Source organism: Paenibacillus sp. SRL342 (assembly GCF_984798905.1).
Window position 1 is genome coordinate 1,946,651 of record NZ_OZ481790.1, and the last position, 20,986, is coordinate 1,967,636.

Sequence of the window (20,986 nt, forward strand, 5' to 3'; positions counted from 1 at the left end):
GTTTTTTGCCATCGGTGTGATCTATGTGATGAATACATGATGATTTGAAAGAGAAAGGTTGATTTAATATGGAGACAACAGTATGCCCTTGGTGTCACACGGAGATTGTATGGGATGAGGAACTCGGTCCTGAAGAAGAGTGTCCATATTGCCACAATGAATTGAAGGGATATCGTACGCTCAACATTGACATCGGAGATGAAGAGCAAGATGAAGCTGAAGACGACATTTATGATGTGGATCATGCAAACGATGATAAACAGACTACGGATCTTTCAGATCTGTGGGGGGATGAAGTTGAGCTCAAATTGCCGGAGTTGCGAACGTTAACCAAATACGCGGATGAAGGTAATGACCTGATTCAATATGAACAAGGTGTCCAGAAGCAACTTGATCATCAGGAAGAAGTACCGGAGTGCCCGAATTGTCGGGAATTCATGATTCTTGCTGGTACTCAAGCTGCAACGCAGGATAACTTTACTCCAGTTGCTAACGCAGCTTCAGGCGCAGGGTCACTATTGTCACCACCGTTTAAGGTATTGACCTATGTATGCTCGGGATGTTTCCAAGTTCAATACAGTCTGTCTGAGGAAGATCGTCTGCGTCTGATTAAAAATCTGAGTACGCAGGAATAAACATTTAGGAGATTCAAACCAATTTCATAGCAATCCTGAAGATTCATCATGTTTTCCTCTTGGTTGGGGCACGTTAACCCTAAGACCTACCTGTACACAGTTCACTTCAGGTGGATGAAGGAGGAGCAGATGAAGATTACTTTAGGCCGACAATCCATTCTGCTTTTGGGCGTGAATGGATTGTTTGCGTTAGCCGGAGCGTTGTCGGGAACCTTTTTGAATGTGTTTCTGTGGAAAAGCCGTCCGGATTATGCCATGTTGGGGTGGTTCACTCTCAGCCAGCAACTTGCCATTGGACTGACATTCTGGCTTGCTGGCAAATGGGTCAAGGAACACAATAAAATGAGTGCACTACGATTAGGTACTGCGCTGTCCGGCATATTTTATATGATAGTCCTCTGGGCTGGTTCCAAAGCTGTAGACTGGATATGGCCTCTGGGTATACTACTGGGTTGTTCCCTGGGGCTGTTCTGGATCGCATTTAATGTTGTGTATTTTGAAATAACAGATCGGGAAAACAGGGATCTATTCAATGGCTGGGTTGGATTACTTGGCTCGATGACCGGAATTATAGGCCCATGGTTCTCTGGTCTGATTATTACTCGTATGACAGACAATACAGGATATCGACTCATATTTACGGTATCACTCGTCATTTATGTTATCGCGGTAGTCTTTAGTTTTTTTCTGAAAAAGAGAAAGGTAAGTGGAACATACCGCTGGTCCGAGCCTTGGATACAGATATCCAAACCGGATAGTCCCTGGAGGACCTTGGCTTTGGGTTTGTTCGCTCAGGGTGCGCGTGAAGGGGTCTTTGCCTTTCTGATTGCACTGCTTGTATACGTGGCCACTGCACAGGAGTATAAGTTGGGACAGTTCTCACTCATCACTTCTGCCGTGGCATTAATAAGTTATTGGGCAGTAGGGAAATGGTCCAAACCACAGTATAGATCCAGAGGCATGTTCATCGGAGCTCTGATTCTGCTGATTGTGCTGATTCCTCTTCTGTGGAAAGTGACCTATGTTACGCTGTTAATCATGGGGATCGGAAGTGCAGTTGCGATGCCATTGTATATTTTACCTATGATATCAGCGGGATTCGACATGATGGGCACGACTGGCGAAAATGTGGAGAAAAGGGTTGAACTTGTCGTATTGAGGGAGTTATGTCTGATGGTTGGCCGACTTTTTGGGTTGATCATATTTATTATAACGGTCATGAATAGTCCGTCCCTGCGCATGTTAACCTGGCTTATTATCGTTCTGGGTGCTTTTCCGCTAATTGGATGGATCTTTATGCGCAAGTTATTGAATCGAACGGAAGGGCAAGACCCCTCGGCTTAGCAACTTTCAAATATATAAACAGGGTACAGCGGCGGGAAAAGAGAACTTTCCGTGTGCTGTAACCCTGTTTGTCGTTGTATTGGTTCAGTTGGTGGTTATACAGGAGATGGTTTACTTGTACGTGTAAGTGAGAATAGATCCATGTCAGGGTTCTGCTTGCCCGTAATGGCATCCACAATGAGAGAGGCGGCAATCATACTGTACACGGTACCGTTGCCTCCATACCCTTCAACAAAGTACGAATTCGGATAGTCTGGGTGTGGACCGATTAGCGGAAGACCATCATGGGTGCTTCCAAAAACAGCTTCCCAAGCGTAATCAACTTCGAGATCAGGTAATGGGAAATACTCGGCAATCTTCTGTAACAAAATCTCACCTTTATGAATCGCCTTGATCGCCCGTTGTTCTTCTCGAGGACGATTCTCATCAAGTCCACCAGCAATAATTCTTCCGTCTGGAGTTGTGCGCATATATAGATAAGGTCGTTCGGTCTCCCATATCAAGCTTCGCTTATGCCAGCTGCTCAGATCCTGTAGTGGCTTGGTAGCGATAGCATATGTGCTTTGAAGGTATGCGCCTCTGTCCTTTTTAATTTCTTGTGTTTCATAGCCTGTTGAGAAAATAACATGTTTGGCACGTACAGTGCCATGAGGTGTGTAACATAGGAAGCCATTTTCATCATAATCACAATGGGTTAATTCACTATGAGCGTAGACTCTTGCTCCTTGACGTGAGGCTGAATGGAATAGTGAGTGAACCAAACGAAATGGATTAACCTCAGCATCTCCGCTTGTGTATAGTGCAGCACGTTTGCTGAACGGGAACACTGCACTGATTTTTTCCTGATCCCACAGCTCTACATCAAATCCATAATGTTTCAGGTTACGATATTCTTCCTCCAGCAACGGTACATCTTCCTCGTGACTGGCGCAATACAGACTTGTGCGAGGCACAAACCAAGGATCAATCTCAAGCTTCGATGAAATTTTTTCGAGATGTTGCATGGCATCACGGCATAATTCGTAGAATCGAACACCGGTTTCTTCCCCAAATGTCTGGATACAAGAGGTGAGCGTTTTGTCATTCGTATATTGGAGCAGGCCCGTATTAGCCATGCTGCTGCCATGACCGATATCTCTTTTGTCAATAACAACGGTGTCAATCCCCTGATCCGTCAAAAGCTTGGCAGACAACGCGCCTCCCATTCCACCACCGATGATTAGACAATCACAGGACAGGTTTTCTTGCAAAACAGGATAATGGGGAGGAGAAGCAAAGGTAGTTGGCCAAAATGTTTTTCCGTTAATAAGTTCCATAATTGATCACCTCTGTTGAATATAGTTGAAGTATACTTTTTCAGGTTAAGGTAACAATAAATTCGCAATAACTTTAGATTAAGGAGGTCAGACATACATGCAAAACTCACAAATGCAAGCACTGAGCCCCAAGGAACTGAACTATATTGCGGATTCAATTTCCAATGAGGAAATGTTAATCAAACAATGTGCAGCTACAGCCTCCATCACACATAATCCGCAAATTCAACAGGCGCTGAATCATTATGTTCGCTCACATGAACAGCATCTGAACACGCTTGTCAATGCGTTACAGCAACATCAATCTCTTGCTCCGGCGCAATCACAGTAAAGCTCAAAACATGACAAGTTATTTCAAAGCATAGGAGGAAAATACGTGTACACTCAATCTTTGTCATCTGGTGGGAATTTTATGCAAGAGCAAGATTTGTTGAAGTCGATTCTTGCAGATTTAAGACGAACTTCACGTGAATATACAACGGCAACTACTGAATCTTCTTGCCCCACGACCCGTAGAATGTTCAATGATTTAACGAACGATACATTAAGACTGCAAGGTGAACTGTTCAACCTGATGCAACAAAACAACATGTATTCCGCTTCATCCAAAGCACTTCGTCAGGATGTGGACAAACAAATCCAGTCCGCACACCAGACCCAACAGAAGTGTCAGCAATTCATTCAAGAAAAGAACACGCAGAACAGTTCATACAACCAAGCTCCTAATGTGCCTCAGCATCAACCGAATTACGGTAACCCTTATTACATGTAACCTTTGCAAAAGAGGTTTGAAGCACCTAACGTTACTGGACCATACCACCGCTTGCCTGAATTCAGGGCAGGCGGTCTTTTGTCTATGCATCAACGTCAAATTCATGTAATATAAGTATTAATTCATTTTCAGGAACCTGGATGATGCTGGAGGGAAAACCATGAAAGATTTGAACGATCTGCAATTAAAAGTTCTGGATCTGCTAAAGGAAGACGCGAGAAGGACTCCCGCACTGCTGTCGACGCTGCTGGGGGAGTCGGAAGACAAGATTAAAAACGCCGTGGCACAGCTAGAACAAGACCACGTCATCGTAAAATACGCAACCGTCGTGAACTGGAGCAAAATAGATGATGAGAAAGTAACGGCCCTGATTGAGGTGCAGATCACGCCGGAGCGTGGACGTGGTTTTGAAGGGATTGCCGAACGTATTTATCTCTATCCGCAAGTGAAGTCCGTATATCTCATGTCCGGTGCATACGATCTGCTCGTTGAAGTGGAAGGTGGCAACCTGCGTGAAGTCGCTAATTTTGTGTCGGAGAAACTGTCTCCGATAGACTCTGTACTTTCAACCAAAACGAATTTTATTCTTAAAAAATATAAGCAGGACGGGATTATTTTTGAAGACCATCAGGAAGACAACCGTCTCATGATCTCGCCGTAAAGGAAGATGTGTCATGATAGTGAATGAACAGACAACCGGGAACAACAAGAAAATGACATCATATCTGGCACCTCTCGTGCAGCAGATACCTCCATCCGGAATTCGTAAATTTTTTGATCTGGTTGGAGACAACAAGGATATTATCACATTGGGTGTGGGTGAGCCTGATTTTGTTACCCCTTGGCATATGCGTGAAGCTTGTGTATACTCGCTGGAAAGAGGCATGACCAGCTACACATCCAACGCAGGTATGCCGAAGTTGAGAGAAGCCATCAGTGAATATCTGGATACGCAGTTTGATACCAAATACGATCCCAAGGATGAGATTATTGTTACCGTGGGTGGCAGTGAAGCGATTGACTTGGCTTTGCGAGCATTAATCGTACCTGGCGACGAGATTCTCATTCCTGAACCCTCGTACGTGGCTTATTCACCAATCGCTTCAATCGGTGGCGGTATACCGGTTGGTGTTGAAACCTACGCGAAAGATCAGTTTAAGTTAACTGCCGAAGCACTTGAAGCTGGCATCACACCGAAGTCGAAAGTGGTTATTCTGTGTTATCCGAGTAATCCCACTGGAGCCATCATGACGTATGAAGAGTGGCTGCCTATTGCTGAAGTGATTAAAAAGCATGATCTGATTGTTATCGCGGATGAAATTTACGCTGAATTGACGTATACGCAAAAACATGTTAGCTTTGCAGCTATCCCTGACATGAAGGAGCGGACCATTCTCGTAAGCGGATTTTCAAAGGCTTTTGCAATGACAGGTTGGCGGATTGGGTACATGTGTGGTCATCCTGAGCTTATTGCAGCCATGCTCAAAATCCATCAGTATACGGTAATGTGTGCGCCGGCCATGGGTCAGGTTGCTGCACTTGAGGCGTTGACGAATGGTTTGGGTGAGAAAGATCGGATGGTAGAATCGTATAATCAGCGTAGACGTTTAATTGTGCAGGGATTCAGGGATATTGGACTTGATTGTCACGAACCTCAGGGAGCATTCTATGCATTCCCGAGCATTCAAAAGACGGGTATGAGTTCCGACCTGTTTGCTGAACGATTGTTAACGGAGAATAAAGTGGCTGCTGTTCCGGGCAATGTTTTTGGTCCTCAGGGAGAAGGCTTCTTGCGTTGCTCTTATGCTACTTCCGTAACCCAATTAAATGAAGCTTTGGAACGAATCGGAAACTTTGTTTACAAACTGCAAAAAGAGGGTTAATACTAAAATAGAATCTTTTTACAAATGTGACATGGTTATATTGGAAAAAAATAACTTTCTTTTACAAAATAATGTGATATAATTTCAATTTGAAATAAGTTTTCATAAATTTGGAAACCATTTTTCCAAGGAGGGGTTAGCTTTGTTTTGTGTTGAATATGATTTACCGACGAATCGTGGGCACTATCTGGCAGAAGGCGATCATGGCGACCGATGGTCGGTGAAACCCGATAACGCATCTTTGCATGACATTTCCTTGGAAGATGAAATTCATATGCTTCGTCGCAAGATGGAACAGATCTTCCTCGAAGAGAAATCATTCACATCCGATATTGTAATTGAAATCAGCAGTTTGCTGGATTTAAAGATTAATGAATATATGAAGGCTAACCCGATTAAAGGAAAATAACGTTTATGCTGGATTGAAACGTTTCATTAATTGAATTAGAAAGGGAGACCTGAGAAGGTCTTCTTTTTTTGTGTGTAAAGGCAAGGTGATCCTCCGATAAGCCAGGTTATTTTTTTGCGTGGAACAATTGTGATATATTGGACATAGGAGACTAAAGGGGGAACTGGAATGAAGAGATTTTGGGGGCTTACTGCAATCATTTCTATCGTTTTTCTGCTTGCTGGTTGTGGAGGTAAAGATGGTTTTTCCATATTCATCATTGATAACCAAGGAAATCCATCTGTAATCTCAGAGCAGTTACAGGCTAATCTGCAACAGAAACTGGGTGAGGAACCCAAGGTGGAAGTGATTACCAGTGCAATGTATGATGTTCAGAAAATTATGGTGGAATATGCGGCTGGAGGACATGATATCTTCATTTTGCCTGAGTCCGACATGAAACAATACGGAAGTAATGGCTCCAATGTTCCGCTGGATGATACTTTTGATCCCAAGAAGTTTGAACGGGGTGTATTTGAGGGTGGAGTATTGGTAGAGAAGGGTGAAGGAGATGCAGGTTCAGATCTTAAGCAAGAATCACATCTTTACGGCATTCCACTCGAAGATATGAAAATGTTTAAAGATGTAGAATATGCTGCGAGCAATTTGTTCGCCACCATTCCAGTGTCATCTTCCAATGTCGAAGAATCCAAAAAAGTGCTGAAGGCGCTGACAGAGTAAAGAAAATTCAGAATGGCTATGGAAGGAGGGAAGCGGATTGCTGATTACGGTCACAGGCGGCATAGGTAGTGGTAAAACCCGGTTTGCCCTCAAGTACGCAGCCGGAATTAGCCGGGAGGGTGTATATTTATCCACTGGTGATCACGATCCCGTTATTCCCGAATTGCCATCCGCTCATTATCGTGCCATTCATGCCGGGAACGGTCAGCATCTGACAGAGGTGATCACCCAGATTAATCGGGAATCCAATCTGTTTTTGGCGGATCAGCGAATTGTAATTGTAGACAGTCTGACCTCTTGGATGGCTGCCGGTTTCAGGGCAACAGAGGATCTGGATCATCAACGTTCAGAGACACAGCTTTTGCTTGATGCTTTATTGTCTTATCAGGGGAAGTTGCTTGTGATTACCAATGAAATGCATGGTACATTGCATCCTACCGAGGAAGAACGAATATTTACAGCGAGAATGGCTTCGGTGAACCGGATGCTGCAGATACATGCTGAAAAGATGTACATGCTGGTATCTGGTCTGGCTATCGATCTTAAAAGTCAGGGCATGCGAAATGAAGATGAACGATAGCGAGATGACATAAACGGGTGACATAAAGAAGCCTCCTTAACCACGAATTGGTGGCGAGGAGGCTTTATTTATTGAGCTATCCTTTTTATTTCTGCTTTTTGCTACGTCTGATCCACCAGATGATACATCCGATGACAATGATGGCCAGAATGACGTACACTACAATGGAATAGACGTCCATAAAGTGCAAAATGCTCTCCCATGATGCGCCAAGCGCAGCACCAACGCAGACAAGAATGACATTCCAGATCAATGTACCAATGGTTGTAAAGAGAAGGAATAAACCAAATTTCATATTGGACATGCCTGCGGGAATGGAGATAAGACTACGGACGAGGGGAACCATTCGGCAGAATAATACGGTCCACATGCCATATTTGTCAAACCATGCATCGACACGGTGAATATCCTCTTTTTTGATGCGCAGAACATGTCCCCAACGTTCCACAATTTTCTCAAGGCGTTCGACGTCAATGAGTAGACCAATACCATACAGGATCACAGCACCAAGGACAGAGCCAATAGTTGCGGCGATAATAACTCCTGGAATAGTGAGACTGGTATAGGTGGTCATGAATCCGCCAAACGGCAGGATGATTTCGGATGGAATCGGGGGAAATACGTTCTCAAGAGCAATAATGAGTGCAATGCCTATGTAGCCGTATTGTTCCATGAAATCGGTTATCCAGTTTTGCATAATCGTCTCCTTTACTTTTGGTTTGCTTCGATTTGTCGTATACTCGGCAGAGCACACCAATTCTTATATACGTGTAAAGCGATAGACGGGTTTCTGAAAAAAATGGCATTCTCGTATTCATGATTATATTACCAATTGGAGGGATAACGATGGGCATATATACACGAACAGGTGACGAAGGACAGACTTCGGTCATCGGTGGACGCGTCATCAAGGATGATGACCGAGTTGAGGCATATGGCACGATTGATGAATTGAACTGTTTTGTAGGCCAGGCGATCAGCCTTATTGACTCTGCTCAAGGCGAATTTGAAGATCTGCGTGAACATCTGCTGGAAGTTCAGCAGGAACTGTTTGATTGTGGATCGGATCTGGCCTTTGTGAAGATTAGTGAAACCAAATATAAGGTGAGAGATGAGATGGTCACACGTCTGGAACAATGGATTGACCAGTATGATGCAGAGAATCCAAAAGTGGAACGGTTCATTATTCCTGGTGGCAGTCAGCTGTCTTCTGCTCTTCATGTGTGCCGTACTGTATGTCGTCGCGCAGAGCGTCGAACGGTAACACTTGGACAACATACAGATATTAATCCGTCTGTACGGAGGTATCTAAACCGACTGTCTGATTATTTCTTCGTGGTTGCACGGACGGCCAACGCGAGACAACAGGTGGCGGATATTGAATATGTGCGGAGCAAAAAAGTATTCCGCCGTAAAGAATGAGCCAGTATTATTCGCCAATTGTCTACACGGTGACCGAACAAGAAGATGGCTGGCTGCTGAAGACCGTGCTTCAGCGGCGGCTGCTGGTGTCGCGTAAGCTTTTGTCTAAAATTAAGCTGACTGAACAAGGTGTCATGTTAAATGGAGAGCGCGTTTATATTAGCGTCAAGGTAGCTGCGGGTGATGTCGTTGAAGTTCGGATGGAGCAAGAGGAATCGGATGATATTTTGCCTGAACCTATTCCATTTACCGTTCTGTATGAAGATGAGCACTTGCTTATTGTTAACAAGGATGCGGGCATCATCGTTCATCCGACACATGGACATTACACGGGTACTTTGGCAAATGGCGTTGTTCATTACTGGAAAACCAAGGGCGAGCGCTTTCGGTTTAGACCGATTCATCGACTTGATCAGGAAACGTCCGGTGTGCTCGCAATAGCCAAGAACCCTTATGTGCATCAGCACGTCTCTGAACAGATGATCGCTGGAACAGTGGATAAGAAATATATTGCACTTGTGCACAGCAGTCCTGTCCCGGAACAAGGGTCGGTGGACGGACCGATCGATCGTGATCCTGAAGAGCCACACCGCCGAATCGTAACACCTGATGGCTACGCTGCAAGAACGTTATACACAACCGTAACACGTTGGTCAGGGGGCAGCGCCAGTGCGATAAGCCTCAAGTTGGAAAGTGGCAGAACCCATCAGATCAGGGTACATATGACGTCCATCGGTTGTCCATTAATCGGTGATCGAATGTACAAGACACTACCTGTGCACGAGATCGATGAGCAGACCTTAGCTGTTCGGGATGAACGGGACAGCTGGATCGAACGCCAGGCCTTGCATGCCTGTGAGCTGACGTTCGAACATCCCATTCTACAGGAACGCATAACGTTCGAGGCTCCTTTTCCAGCAGATATGGCTGCGCTGGAGAAGCGTTTGAATGATGAGGCAGCTTCCAGAGAAGAATTGTAGGAAGCTGCGACGCGGCTCTTAGATTTCCTTAGATACGCCCTCTGTGTAGTAGGTGTCGTAGCTTTCTGTACGGCAAGCCTTGGTTGAGGTCAACGCTGGTGGGCTATTCCATGTGAGGGGGCTTAATGCACCTGAACAACATGCCGTAGGCTAATCATTATGGTTGTAGACTCTTTAGTCCTTAAAGTTTTAAGGTCTTGATCCAAAAAATATAGCGAATGTGTTTTGATCTCATTCGCAAAAGTCAGTAAAATTACATGGCGATGGTATCGATTTGGAGCGACTTTTGGATTTGCGAAGCAAACCAAGGGAAGCGAGAAGTCGATACCGGAGCATTTGGAGGAACACATACCATGAGTAACTTAAAAGTATATCAATATGCCAAATGCGGCACATGCCGCAAAGCTGTAAAATGGCTTGAAGCTCAAGGACATGAGCTGGAGTTAATCCCTATTTTTGACTCACCGCCATCCGAATCTGAACTAACAGAACTCATCCAACAGAGCGGACTCGAAGTGAAAAAGTTCTTTAATACGAGTGGGGAAGTGTACAAAGAACAACAACTGAAGGACAAGCTTCCCGGCATGTCCGCTGATGAACAGATTCGTTTGTTGGCTTCCAATGGTCGTCTCATCAAACGTCCGATCGTTACAGATGGAGAAAAGGTGACGGTTGGATTCAAGGAAGAAACGTACGAGCAGGAATGGAATAACGCATAAATGCGCTGAATGTCAGCCTTGAATTGTTCAAAATTCAGGGCTTTTTTGGCTGAACGATGGTTGGCGGAACTATGCTATAATGATAGAATTAGTTTCGTATTTTATATGCTAGATTTAGATAGGAGAGAACAAATTCAAGTGAATCAACGTAATGAACCTACTTTGTTGCTGGTAGACGGTATGGCGGTGTTGTTCCGTGCTTTTTATGCGACATCTGCAAGCGGATATATCAGACGTACAAAGGCAGGATTGCCTACCAACGCAGTCTACGGATTTATCCGTTATTTCTGGGATGCGGTTCAGACTTTTGGGCCAAGTCATGTCGTATGTTGTTGGGATATGGGCGGTAAGACGTTCCGCGGTGAAGAATATGCAGCCTACAAAGGCAACCGGGCCGAAGCTCCGGACGACCTGATTCCCCAGTTTGCTCTGATTCGTGAAGTCATGGATAGCCTGGGTATTCCGAATATAGGTGCACAAGGATTCGAAGCCGACGATTGTATCGGGACGCTTGCGAAGTATTATACCGAAGAGACAGATATGAATGTTATGGTACTGACGGGTGACCACGACATGTTGCAACTGATCAATGATCGCACAAGTATCATTATTATGAAAAAAGGCCATGGCAACTACATGGTGTACAACCCTGAAACGCTCATGGCTGAGAAACAACTGACACCTCGTCAAGTGATTGACATGAAGGGTCTGATGGGAGATGCCAGCGACAATTATCCTGGAGTGCGGGGAATTGGTGAGAAAACAGCGTTGAAGCTTGTACAGGAATACGGCTCCATTGAAGGGATTCTGAGCAACATGGATAAACTGACCCCTTCGGTGCGTAACAAGATTGAGAATGATCTGGACATGCTTCATCTGTCCCGCAAACTGGCAGAGATTCATTGTGCTGTTCCGGTTGCCTGTGCGCTGGATATCTGTGAATTGCGTCTTGATCCGGATATGGTGATGGACAAGTTTGAACAACTTGAGATGAAGAGCCTTGGCTCTTGGATGGGAGTGGCAATAGGGTGAGCAACATGCAGAACGTACGAACAGGCAAAAAGTGGTGGACAGGGGCTATGGCCCTCGTCCTGGCCTTGCCCGTAATTCTTTCGGGAGCAGTAAGTGCACCACAGACAGTGGATGCCAAAGCAGCAATTAGCACCAAAGTACAGAAAGTAAAAGCAGCAGGACGTAATTTTACCGTACAGACCGTTTCGATTCCAAAGGGAACACCGGTTACCGTGGGACTCGCGAAGAAGCAAGTTGGCCAGACGGCAACATTGCCATCGATTGTGAAAGCCTATGGTGCGCAAGCAGCCATTAACGGAGCATTTTTTGAAGCATATAACGGAGCACCAGATCCATACGGTATGTTAATAGCAAATGGTAAGGTCATACATATTGGAAGATACGGAACATCCATCGGATTTAAGGAAGACGGCTCAGCGATCATGGATTCACTTCAGGTGAGTTTGACAGGTAAAGTAACGGATACAAAAGGTAAATCACGCAGTTGGTATGCCACCTTTATTAATCGAACACCTTCAGCGAACGCGAGCATAACAATGCTGTATACGCCTGAACGAGGTGCCACAGTCGGGTTCAAAGGTGGCACTGCGGTTGTCATGGAGAAAGGTATCGTGACCAAAAAAGTGCCCAATACAAATGTAGCGATTCCTAAGAATGGCTCGGTACTGGTCTTTACAGGCAACCAAAAGTCTTCTTCGGATCGTTTCACCGTTGGTTCAACTGTAGAAATGAATTATAAGTATACGAACGCAGCAGGCAAAGAGATCCCTTGGCAAGATGTAGTGACTGCTGTTGGGGCAGGACCACGTCTGGTAAAAGACGGTAAGGTAGCTGTCAATCCGACGAGCGAAGGTTTCAAGGATGCCAAGATTCTTAATGCTTCTGGAGCCAGAAGTGGTATTGCGATTATGGCGGACGGTTCTGTTATGCTGGCTACCGTTTCCGGAGCAACAATCAAGGAGTGGGCAGCGGTGATGCAGAAGCTTGGTGCCAAACAGGCCATGAATCTGGATGGCGGTGCTTCCTCGGGTATGTATGCCGGGGGCAAAATGCTGACTTCTCCAGGCCGGCTCTTGAGTAATACACTGGTATTTGGCGGCTCTGTGCGTTAAAAGAAAGTGATTAATGGGAGGTATGACGCAAATGACACTCACATCTGATCGAAAGCCAGGGGAGGGTAATACAGCTGTTCTGGCCATTAATGTAGGGTTGCCGCAGCCGCTCCCTGGGCAGAAGCGTGAAGTGCTGAGCGGCATTGTGAAACATCCTGTATCCGACGCGGTTTTCCTGTCATTCACTGGAATGACAGGGGACGCGCAGGCGGATCTGGTGCATCATGGCGGCCCTGACAAAGCCGTTTGTGTATACGATTACAGTCGTTATACGGTGCTGGAACAGCTGATGGATCGCAAGCTGAACTGGGGAGCTTGTGGAGAAAATCTGACAGTTGAAGGTTGTGCCGAAGAAGATGTCCGGATTGGTGATGTGTACGAGTTGGGCGAAGCCACAGTACAGGTCAGTCAGCCCAGACAACCTTGCTTCAAACTGGGTGCGAGGTATGACTATAAGGAGTTGCCTGTTTATTTTCAGGAGAGTGGACATACCGGCTTTTACTTTCGTGTACTGCAAGAAGGGGAGGTTCGGCCTTCACCGATATTTCGACGAATCAGCACCGATCCTTCATCCATGACGGTTCTTGAAGCCAATCGAATTATGCATCAGGGGAAAGAAGATATGGAAGATATTCAGGCGTTACTGGCCATACCTGCGCTGTCAGACAGCTGGAGGCAGACGTTAATGAAACGGTTGTCCAAGCTGGAGAACAAGTAGCAGGGTAATTATTGTGTCATCAAGTAAAGTAATCCGAATTCCTTTTTTAAACTAACTTGGGAGTGTGACTAACATGACGATCTTAGGCGCAATTGAAGCAGGCGGAACCAAATTTGTATGTGGTATTGGCACAGAGAACGGAGAAGTTCTGGAACGCGTAAGTTTTCCAACAACAACACCGGAAGAGACCATGGCTCAAGTGATTTCATTTTTTGAAGGCAAAGGCATTGAAGCTCTGGGTGTAGGTTCATTCGGTCCGATTGATCCGATTGAAGGAAGCCCAACATATGGCTATATCACAACAACACCAAAACCACATTGGGGACAGTATAACGTGATTGGCAAGCTCAAGGAGCATTTTGATGTGCCGATGACATTTGATACGGATGTGAATGGTGCGGCACTTGGAGAAGCAACTTGGGGCGCTGCACAAGGTCTTGAGAGCTGTCTGTATATCACTGTGGGTACAGGCATTGGTGCTGGCGCTGTGGTTGGTGGTAAAATGGTCCATGGATTGTCACATCCTGAGATGGGACATATCATTGTACGCAAACATCCGGAGGATACATACGAAGGTTTCTGTCCGTATCATGGTGACTGCCTCGAAGGTCTTGCAGCAGGACCAGCCATTAACAAACGTTGGGAGCAGCCGGCTTATGAATTGCCTGCAGATCATAAAGCTTGGGAGATCGAAGCGCATTACCTGGCGCACGCACTGATGAACTATGTCCTGATTCTCTCTCCGCAGAAAATCGTCATGGGTGGCGGAGTAATGAAGCAGGAGCATTTGTTCCCGATGGTGCGTAGCAAACTGCAGGAGTTGCTGGCAGGGTACGTTCAGCATCCGGCGCTTCAATCCGACATTGACCAGTATGTTGTGTCACCAGGACTTGGAGACAATGCAGGTCTGTGTGGTTCGCTGGCGCTTGCCAAGTTGGCATTGAATAAATAGGTCATTAAGGGATTGACGAATTTTACCATTGTGGTATGATATGGGCAACAGCATAGTACGGTTAATGAGGAAGCACCTCTCTTGCATGGATTTTGCAGGAGGGGTGTTTTTTTGTGCTGCCTGTAGGTAGCGTAACTAACCCGTATAGGCTGAAATGTTAAAGGGAGGGAACAGAAAATGGAAGTCATTTTCATGAACAGATTGTCCAAAATGTCAGATCAGAATGCAGAGTATGCACAGCTATGGATTGGGGAAGAGGAAGATAGTTGGCAACTGGGATGGAGTCGTTACGAGGAAGGAGAGCGTGAGGACAGCATCTGGTATGAAGGGACTTCTTGGGAGGAGCTGCTTCATATTTACCGTCTTCAGCTTGCCATACAGATGAGTGAGGGGTACCGACCGCAGTTGCAGGGGTTATTTCATGAGAATGATGATCTGAAGTCACGCAGTTATGGTGGTCAGCGGCTCCATTGCTACAGTGAACTATACGGCAATGAGCAATTATATACGGATCTGTGCACATGGCGCAGGAAGAGAGCTGTTTCTGACCGGAAGGCACCGTATTTTGTTGCAACAAATCGTCTGCTGCGTTTGATCAGTGCCTTTGTTCCGCAATCGCTGGATGAACTGATGCAACTGCCGGGCGTAGGAGAGAGCAAAGCGACTGAGTATGGTACGGAATGGATGGAGATTACAAGCGGGTTGGAGCGTTCAACGACATTCCCGCTGGACTGGGTATATACGGCGCTGAAGGAAGAAGAGTATGAGAGTTGGTTATACAAGCAGAGAGAGCAGAAGTACAAGCAGGAACTGGATAAGTTCACCACGCGCAAGCAGGTGCTTGAAGGCATGAAGGAAGGATATACGTTAGAAGAGATTGTTAATCGATCCGGATTATCCCGACGCGAATTGATTGAGCTGTTGGAGACACTGGATCTCGAAGGTTATGACACCGATTGTCTTCTTGATGTGGAGCTGGCAGTGATGCCAGAGAACGAACAAGAGGCCGTATGGAGTGCGTATGAGGAGCTGGGAGATACGTTCCTGAAGCCAGTATTACATAAGGTGTATGGAGGAGAGAAACCCGATGGAGGAAGTCTGGAGCAGGTCTATGAAAGACTGCGCATGATTCGAATCCGCTTTCGTCGGCACGCAGAGACAGAGAAGAATGTTGGTTAATGATCAGAAATGAAAAAAGACGAGGCGTTTCTCCCAGAGGAGCGCTTCGTCTTTGTTATTTCATATGAGTTCATACCCAGTCTTTCTTGCGGAAAATGAAGAACATGCTCAGGCCCAGGGTAACCATCAGGCCAATCACAACAAAATAGCTGTATTTCCAGTTAAGCTCTGGCATATTCGTAAAGTTCATGCCGTATATACCCGTAATGACCGTCAGCGGCATGAAGACCGTGGTAATAGCGGTAAATACACGCATGATCTCATTCGCCCGGTTCGCAATACTGGATTGGTAGGCTTCTCGCAAGTTGCCCATCAGGTCGCGATAAGTCTCAAAGGTTTCAGATATTTTTACAGCATTCTCATAGATGTCACTGAAATATTTTTGCAGTTGATCATCGATGAGACGCAGATCTTTTTTGTTCAGGGTGTTAATGACCTCTTTCTGAGGTCCAAGCACTTTTTTCAGCCACAGAATCTCACTGCGCAGCCCGATAATCTCATTTAGATGTGACTTTTTGGTGTGCATCAGAATGTCTTCCTCAAGCTTCTCGATCCGTGCTTCGATTCGGTCACCTACGGTGAAATAATTATCAACAATCAAGTCAACCAGCAAATACAGCAGACGATCTGGTGTACTGATTTCCTGTTCCCACAGGATTGGTTTCAGTGTGCGCAATTCGCTGACCTTTTGCTTGGTAACACTAATAATGAAATGTCTGCCGAGAAACAGGTTGACCGCACGTAGAAATATCTCTTCATCATCGAAACGGATGCTATTAATCACAATAAAATAATGGTTCTCATAAATTTCAATCTTCGGACGTTGTTCTTCGTCACTAAGACAGTCTTCCACAGCCAGATCATGCATCAAGAACAACGGCTGAAGTACCGCCAAATCGTCTACGTCCGCATCAATCCAGTAAAATCCTTCCGCTGGTGGAGTCAGCGCCTGCTGAATGTCGTCCACCGGAATAAATACACCGTTGTTTACCAACCGGATTTTCATCGTTAATCTACTCCTTCTGCACCCGCCAACTTGGCGGATATTATCATTATGGGCGCAAAAAGAACAAATCAGCCGGTCGGCAGCGGAGCCTGGAGATCAGGGCTGCGTTCACTATATACTCAAACGGAAGTCACGTCCCGCTGCCGGCATGCTGATGTCAATTCTCTATGCAGTTTGTCGGAATTCGGCTGCCAGTCAGGCCTCGGGTCGCCATCCATTTAATATGTCACCTCTCACATAAGGGTTTATAACACCTTGTTTAGTATACCGCTGGTACAAGGTGCTTTCAAGCGCAAAAATGTGTCTATTTCGCGCCCTGAGGCAGTGTATGACAATGGATGATGAACGGTTCCGATCTGGGAAGCAGACATCGAACTGCATCTTGACGTGAGGGCATTAATGTAATAAAGTAGACGGTGAACCATATTTAATTACAATCTAATACAGCGAAATCTTATCAAGAGTAGGTGGAGGGACTGGCCCGATGAAACCCGGCAACCGGCGGTATACCGCACGGTGCTAATTCTTGCAGCGACTAAGTGTCAAGTGGCACTGTTGTAACTGAGAGATGAGAGAGGCGCATATCTTTTTTACATATGACCTTTCTCGAAATCCGAGGAAGGTCTTTGTTATATGCCCCGACTTCTCAGCAGTGATTTTCGCTAAGGAACTTGTGGTTGTTTGTAACGTTGGATGAAAGAGCAATTCAATGTTTTTACAAGCTCAAGGCAGTCTATAACTGTATTGATGTGAAGACATCAAGCCAGGGGTGGCTGCATCTATCTATGCACAAGGAGGAGTTAGATTTACTATGCCAATCAAAATACCCGATACTCTACCAGCAAAAGAAGTACTTGAAGGAGAGAATATCTTCGTCATGGATGAAACTTCTGCATATCAGCAGGATATTCGTCCACTCCGTATCGCTATATTAAACCTGATGCCCACAAAGGAAACGACCGAAACACAATTGCTTCGTCTGGTGGGAAACACGCCTATTCAGGTGGATGTCGTTCTCGTACATCCCAAATCCCATACGTCGAAGAATACGTCTCAGGAGTATTTGGATCTGTTCTATAAAACCTTTGATGAGATTGAGCACCGCCGTTTCGATGGAATGATCATTACGGGTGCCCCGGTGGAACAGATGGATTTCGAAGACGTGAACTATTGGAATGAAATCCAGGAGATCTTCGAATGGACCAAAACCAATGTGACTTCAACCCTCCACATATGTTGGGCTTCCCAGGCAGGTTTATACCATCATTTTGACGTACCCAAGGTTGCACTAGAAGAAAAGTGTTTTGGGGTTTTCCCACATACCATCAATAAACCACATGTTCCGTTGTTGCGTGGGTTCGATGAAGTATTCAACGTTCCACATTCCCGTCATACGGAAGTGAGACGCGAAGATATTGAAAAGAATGAGAATTTAGAGATTTTGGCTGAATCCGAGGAAGCGGGGATCTTCCTGGTTGCTACCAAAGACGGCAAACAGATTTTTGCCACAGGACATGCCGAGTATGACCCGTTCTCATTAAAGTGGGAGTATGACCGGGATGCAGCCAAAGGTTTGGATATCGCATTGCCTAGGCATTATTATCCGAATGACGACCCTTCCCGTGTGCCACCGGCTACTTGGCGCGCTCATGCCAACTTATTATTCTCTAACTGGCTCAATTACTATGTGTATCAAGAAACACCTTACGATATTGGCCCGCAAATCTAATCGAGATTACAGGAGGATGCAGCAATGGAAGACAACAACAAGTTGAAAATCGAAAGCCGCTTAGCACAAATTGGGTCCATCAATGAACCGGTAACAGGCGCCATTAACTTTCCGATCTATCAATCCACTGCGTTTCGCCACCCGAAGCTTGGACAAAGCACGGGGTTTGATTATATTCGTACGACTAATCCAACCCGTAAAGTATTGGAAGAAGCCGCCGCAGCGCTGGAGTCCGGTGATGCAGGGTTTGCCTGTAGCTCGGGAATGGCCGCGCTGCAAACGATCTTTGCCATGTTTGGTCAAGGGGATCATCTGATTGTATCGCTGGATCTGTACGGTGGAACCTATCGTCTGCTGGAACGTATTCTGTCCCGTTTCGGCGTAACTGCTAGTTATGTGGACACGAATGACCTTGCAGCACTGGAGAAGGTTCGTCAGCCAAATACAAAAGCTGTATTTATTGAGACACCAACCAATCCACTGATGATGATCACCGATGTGGAAGCCGTGGCTTCCTGGGCGAAAAGTTACAACCTGTTGACCATTGTTGACAACACGTTGCTGACTCCATTTTTCCAACGTCCGATTGAGCTGGGTGCCGATATCATCATTCATAGCGCTACCAAATATCTGGGCGGACACAATGATGTGCTCGCCGGACTAATTATTACCAAAGGTGAGGCGTTATCTGCAGAGATGGCGTTCCTGCATAATTCCATTGGAGCAGTATTATCTCCAAGTGACTCCTACCAGTTGATGAAAGGTATGAAAACGCTGGCTCTTCGCATGGAGCGTCATGAGCACAATGCACTTACGATTGCTAAATACTTGCTTGAGCACCCAGCGGTGGTTGAAGTGTACCATCCAGGCCTATCCGATCATCCGGGGTATGAGATACAGAACAAACAATCCACGGGTAACACAGGTATCTTCTCTTTCAAAGTGAAGGATGCACGTTATGTTGAACCGTTGCTGCGTCATATCAAACTCATTGCTTTTGCCGAAAGTCTCGGCGGAGTTGAATCACTCATGACTTATCCGGCAGTACAGACTCATGCGGATATTCCGCTTGAGATTCGTGAAGCCGTAGGTGTGGATGACCGTCTGCTCCGGTTCTCCGTAGGCATTGAACATGCAGATGATCTGATTGCAGATCTCGGCAATGCTCTGACAGCTGCACAACAGGAAGTGGAAGGAGGCGTGCACTCATGAGTGAGTCCAACAACAAGCCCAATTCTGAGTTGAAATTTGATACCAAATTGCTGCATTTTGGCGATGAAATTGACAAAACGACTGGAGCCTCCAGTGTACCGATCTATCAAGCATCAACCTTCCATCATTTTGATATCTTCAATCCGCCTCAACATGATTACAGTCGTTCGGGTAATCCGACACGTCAGGCATTGGAAGATTACATCACATTGCTGGAGGGCGGCGCACGAGGCTTTGCCTATTCTTCGGGAATGGCTGCGATATCAAGCGTGTTCATGATGTTCTCCGCAGGGGATCACATGATTGTAACGGAAGACGTATATGGAGGTACGTATCGTTTGCTTACTTCCATATTAAGCCGTATGCAGATTGAGACAACCTTTGTAGACATGACCAATATAGATGAAGTAAAAGCGGCACTCAAGCCAAACACCAAGGCAGTTTATATGGAGACACCGTCCAACCCTACACTGCGAATTACGGATATCGCTGCTGTAACTGACTGGTCAAAGGAACATGACCTGATCACGATTCTGGATAACACCTTTATGACACCGTACTATCAGCGTCCAATTGAGCTTGGTGTGGACATCGTCGTACATAGTGCTACGAAGTTTCTCGGAGGTCACAGTGATGTACTGGCAGGGTTAGCCGTTGCTCGCACGGAATCACTTGGCGTACAATTAAAACAGTTGCAAAATGGACTTGGAACTGTACTCGGGGCACAAGAATCCTGGCTTCTGATGCGCGGGATGAAAACCCTGGGAGCTCGCATGGCTCATAGTGAACGGAGCACAGCCAAACTGGCGGCATGGCTTAATAAGCGCAGTGATATTACCGCTGTCTTTTATCCTGGACTGGAGGATCATCCGGGCCGTGAGGCACATGAGCGCCAGTCCACAGGATATGGAGCTGTCGTTTCATTTGATGTCGGTTCAGGTGATCGTGCAAAAGCAGTTCTTAACCGGGTGAAGCTCCCCATTGTTGCTGTAAGCTTGGGAGCTGTGGAGAGTATTCTGTCCTACCCAGCGATGATGTCTCACGCTGCAATGCCGGCTGAGGTTCGCCGTGACCGTGGCATTACAGATGGGTTGCTGCGCTTCTCTGTAGGTCTGGAAGATATCGAAGATCTGATTGTAGATTTGGAACAAGCACTTCAGGAATCCTAGCAAAACTGGATGACCGAATAAGCCGATGCGTATCACTTAAGTTTGAAATAATTCTTTTCCATATGTAAAAATTTTTACTTATTTTTAAAGCACCTGT

Annotated in this window: 23 protein-coding genes and 1 riboswitch; of the genes, 20 read left to right on the top strand and 3 right to left on the bottom strand. The window is 45.9% G+C overall.

What is annotated here, in order from left to right:
* Positions 1-68: 68 nt before the first annotated feature.
* Entirely contained in the window at positions 69-635 is a 567-nt protein-coding gene (locus AC4E8D_RS08925) for a hypothetical protein (RefSeq protein WP_490206098.1), read from the top strand.
* 129 nt (positions 636-764) lie between these two features.
* Entirely contained in the window at positions 765-1,979 is a 1,215-nt protein-coding gene (locus tag AC4E8D_RS08930) for an MFS transporter (RefSeq protein ID WP_490206099.1), read from the top strand.
* Between the two features lie 95 nt (positions 1,980-2,074).
* Here AC4E8D_RS08930 and AC4E8D_RS08935 read toward each other — a convergent pair whose 3' ends face one another.
* On the bottom strand, positions 2,075-3,295 hold the full coding sequence (locus AC4E8D_RS08935) for an NAD(P)/FAD-dependent oxidoreductase (protein ID WP_490206100.1): 1,221 nt from the start codon (positions 3,293-3,295) through the stop codon (positions 2,075-2,077).
* A gap of 97 nt (positions 3,296-3,392) precedes the next feature.
* Between AC4E8D_RS08935 and AC4E8D_RS08940 the strand changes: the two genes are divergently transcribed.
* The 7 genes from AC4E8D_RS08940 (at position 3,393) to AC4E8D_RS08970 (ending at position 7,659) form a co-directional block, all read left to right on the top strand.
* Positions 3,393-3,626, top strand: coding sequence for a hypothetical protein (locus tag AC4E8D_RS08940; RefSeq protein ID WP_047842262.1), 234 nt, complete (start codon positions 3,393-3,395; stop codon positions 3,624-3,626).
* A gap of 45 nt (positions 3,627-3,671) precedes the next feature.
* Positions 3,672-4,067 carry a spore coat protein gene (locus AC4E8D_RS08945; RefSeq protein WP_490206101.1) on the top strand — a complete coding sequence of 132 codons (396 nt, stop codon included), beginning with the start codon at positions 3,672-3,674 and terminating at the stop codon, positions 4,065-4,067.
* Between the two features lie 160 nt (positions 4,068-4,227).
* Positions 4,228-4,728: an Lrp/AsnC family transcriptional regulator gene (locus AC4E8D_RS08950; protein WP_024628343.1), complete on the top strand. Its 501-nt coding sequence runs from the start codon at positions 4,228-4,230 to the stop codon at positions 4,726-4,728.
* Positions 4,729-4,741: 13 nt separating this feature from the next.
* Positions 4,742-5,950 carry an aminotransferase class I/II-fold pyridoxal phosphate-dependent enzyme gene (locus tag AC4E8D_RS08955; protein WP_036610094.1) on the top strand — a complete coding sequence of 403 codons (1,209 nt, stop codon included), beginning with the start codon at positions 4,742-4,744 and terminating at the stop codon, positions 5,948-5,950.
* Between the two features lie 187 nt (positions 5,951-6,137).
* Entirely contained in the window at positions 6,138-6,359 is a 222-nt protein-coding gene (locus tag AC4E8D_RS08960; RefSeq protein ID WP_176872852.1) for an aspartyl-phosphate phosphatase Spo0E family protein, read from the top strand.
* A gap of 168 nt (positions 6,360-6,527) precedes the next feature.
* On the top strand, positions 6,528-7,079 hold the full coding sequence (locus tag AC4E8D_RS08965; RefSeq protein ID WP_221822945.1) for a type 2 periplasmic-binding domain-containing protein: 552 nt from the start codon (positions 6,528-6,530) through the stop codon (positions 7,077-7,079).
* Between the two features lie 37 nt (positions 7,080-7,116).
* Positions 7,117-7,659 carry a bifunctional adenosylcobinamide kinase/adenosylcobinamide-phosphate guanylyltransferase gene (locus AC4E8D_RS08970; protein ID WP_076209196.1) on the top strand — a complete coding sequence of 181 codons (543 nt, stop codon included), beginning with the start codon at positions 7,117-7,119 and terminating at the stop codon, positions 7,657-7,659.
* 85 nt (positions 7,660-7,744) lie between these two features.
* On the opposite strand, the gene AC4E8D_RS08975 is transcribed toward AC4E8D_RS08970, so the two are convergent.
* Complete coding sequence (locus tag AC4E8D_RS08975) at positions 7,745-8,356, bottom strand: DedA family protein (RefSeq protein WP_074094303.1); 612 nt, start codon at positions 8,354-8,356, stop codon at positions 7,745-7,747.
* A gap of 149 nt (positions 8,357-8,505) precedes the next feature.
* On the opposite strand from AC4E8D_RS08975, the gene AC4E8D_RS08980 reads away from it, so the two are divergent.
* The 8 genes from AC4E8D_RS08980 to AC4E8D_RS09015 all read left to right on the top strand — a co-directional run bounded on the left by AC4E8D_RS08980 (position 8,506) and on the right by AC4E8D_RS09015 (position 15,773).
* A complete protein-coding gene (locus AC4E8D_RS08980; protein ID WP_036610088.1) occupies positions 8,506-9,081 on the top strand; it encodes a cob(I)yrinic acid a,c-diamide adenosyltransferase in 576 nt (191 codons plus the stop codon).
* The gene (locus tag AC4E8D_RS08985; RefSeq protein WP_490206102.1) at positions 9,078-10,061 is read left to right on the top strand and encodes an RluA family pseudouridine synthase; all 984 of its coding nucleotides are present in this window, start codon (positions 9,078-9,080) and stop codon (positions 10,059-10,061) included. The genes AC4E8D_RS08980 and AC4E8D_RS08985 overlap by 4 nt, the downstream gene beginning before the upstream one ends.
* A 353-nt stretch (positions 10,062-10,414) precedes the next feature.
* Positions 10,415-10,780: an arsenate reductase family protein gene (locus AC4E8D_RS08990; protein ID WP_221822951.1), complete on the top strand. Its 366-nt coding sequence runs from the start codon at positions 10,415-10,417 to the stop codon at positions 10,778-10,780.
* Positions 10,781-10,918: 138 nt separating this feature from the next.
* Positions 10,919-11,812, top strand: a complete 894-nt coding sequence (locus AC4E8D_RS08995; protein WP_017689620.1) for a 5'-3' exonuclease — start codon at positions 10,919-10,921, stop codon at positions 11,810-11,812.
* Positions 11,813-11,817: 5 nt separating this feature from the next.
* A complete protein-coding gene (locus AC4E8D_RS09000) occupies positions 11,818-12,924 on the top strand; it encodes a phosphodiester glycosidase family protein (RefSeq protein WP_152417041.1) in 1,107 nt (368 codons plus the stop codon).
* Between the two features lie 31 nt (positions 12,925-12,955).
* A complete protein-coding gene (locus tag AC4E8D_RS09005; protein WP_490206103.1) occupies positions 12,956-13,642 on the top strand; it encodes an MOSC domain-containing protein in 687 nt (228 codons plus the stop codon).
* 73 nt (positions 13,643-13,715) lie between these two features.
* A complete protein-coding gene (locus AC4E8D_RS09010) occupies positions 13,716-14,594 on the top strand; it encodes an ROK family protein (protein WP_215076947.1) in 879 nt (292 codons plus the stop codon).
* A 177-nt stretch (positions 14,595-14,771) separates the two neighbouring features.
* Positions 14,772-15,773: an HRDC domain-containing protein gene (locus AC4E8D_RS09015; RefSeq protein WP_221822967.1), complete on the top strand. Its 1,002-nt coding sequence runs from the start codon at positions 14,772-14,774 to the stop codon at positions 15,771-15,773.
* Positions 15,774-15,843: 70 nt separating this feature from the next.
* Here AC4E8D_RS09015 and corA read toward each other — a convergent pair whose 3' ends face one another.
* On the bottom strand, positions 15,844-16,779 hold the full coding sequence (corA, locus tag AC4E8D_RS09020; RefSeq protein ID WP_062833460.1) for a magnesium/cobalt transporter CorA: 936 nt from the start codon (positions 16,777-16,779) through the stop codon (positions 15,844-15,846).
* A 451-nt stretch (positions 16,780-17,230) separates the two neighbouring features.
* Positions 17,231-17,354, top strand: a riboswitch (SAM riboswitch).
* 236 nt (positions 17,355-17,590) lie between these two features.
* On the opposite strand from corA, the gene metA reads away from it, so the two are divergent.
* Genes metA through AC4E8D_RS09035 form a run of 3 tightly spaced genes read left to right on the top strand, consistent with a single transcriptional unit; the run spans position 17,591 to position 20,889 of the window.
* Positions 17,591-18,508, top strand: coding sequence for a homoserine O-acetyltransferase MetA (gene metA / locus AC4E8D_RS09025; RefSeq protein WP_237176215.1), 918 nt, complete (start codon positions 17,591-17,593; stop codon positions 18,506-18,508).
* A 24-nt stretch (positions 18,509-18,532) separates the two neighbouring features.
* Positions 18,533-19,720 (top strand): PLP-dependent transferase, encoded by a 1,188-nt coding sequence (locus AC4E8D_RS09030; protein ID WP_076327044.1) that lies wholly within the window; start codon positions 18,533-18,535, stop codon positions 19,718-19,720.
* On the top strand, positions 19,717-20,889 hold the full coding sequence (locus tag AC4E8D_RS09035) for a trans-sulfuration enzyme family protein (protein ID WP_490206104.1): 1,173 nt from the start codon (positions 19,717-19,719) through the stop codon (positions 20,887-20,889). Before AC4E8D_RS09030 ends, AC4E8D_RS09035 begins: the two co-directional genes overlap by 4 nt.
* Positions 20,890-20,986 lie beyond the last annotated feature (97 nt).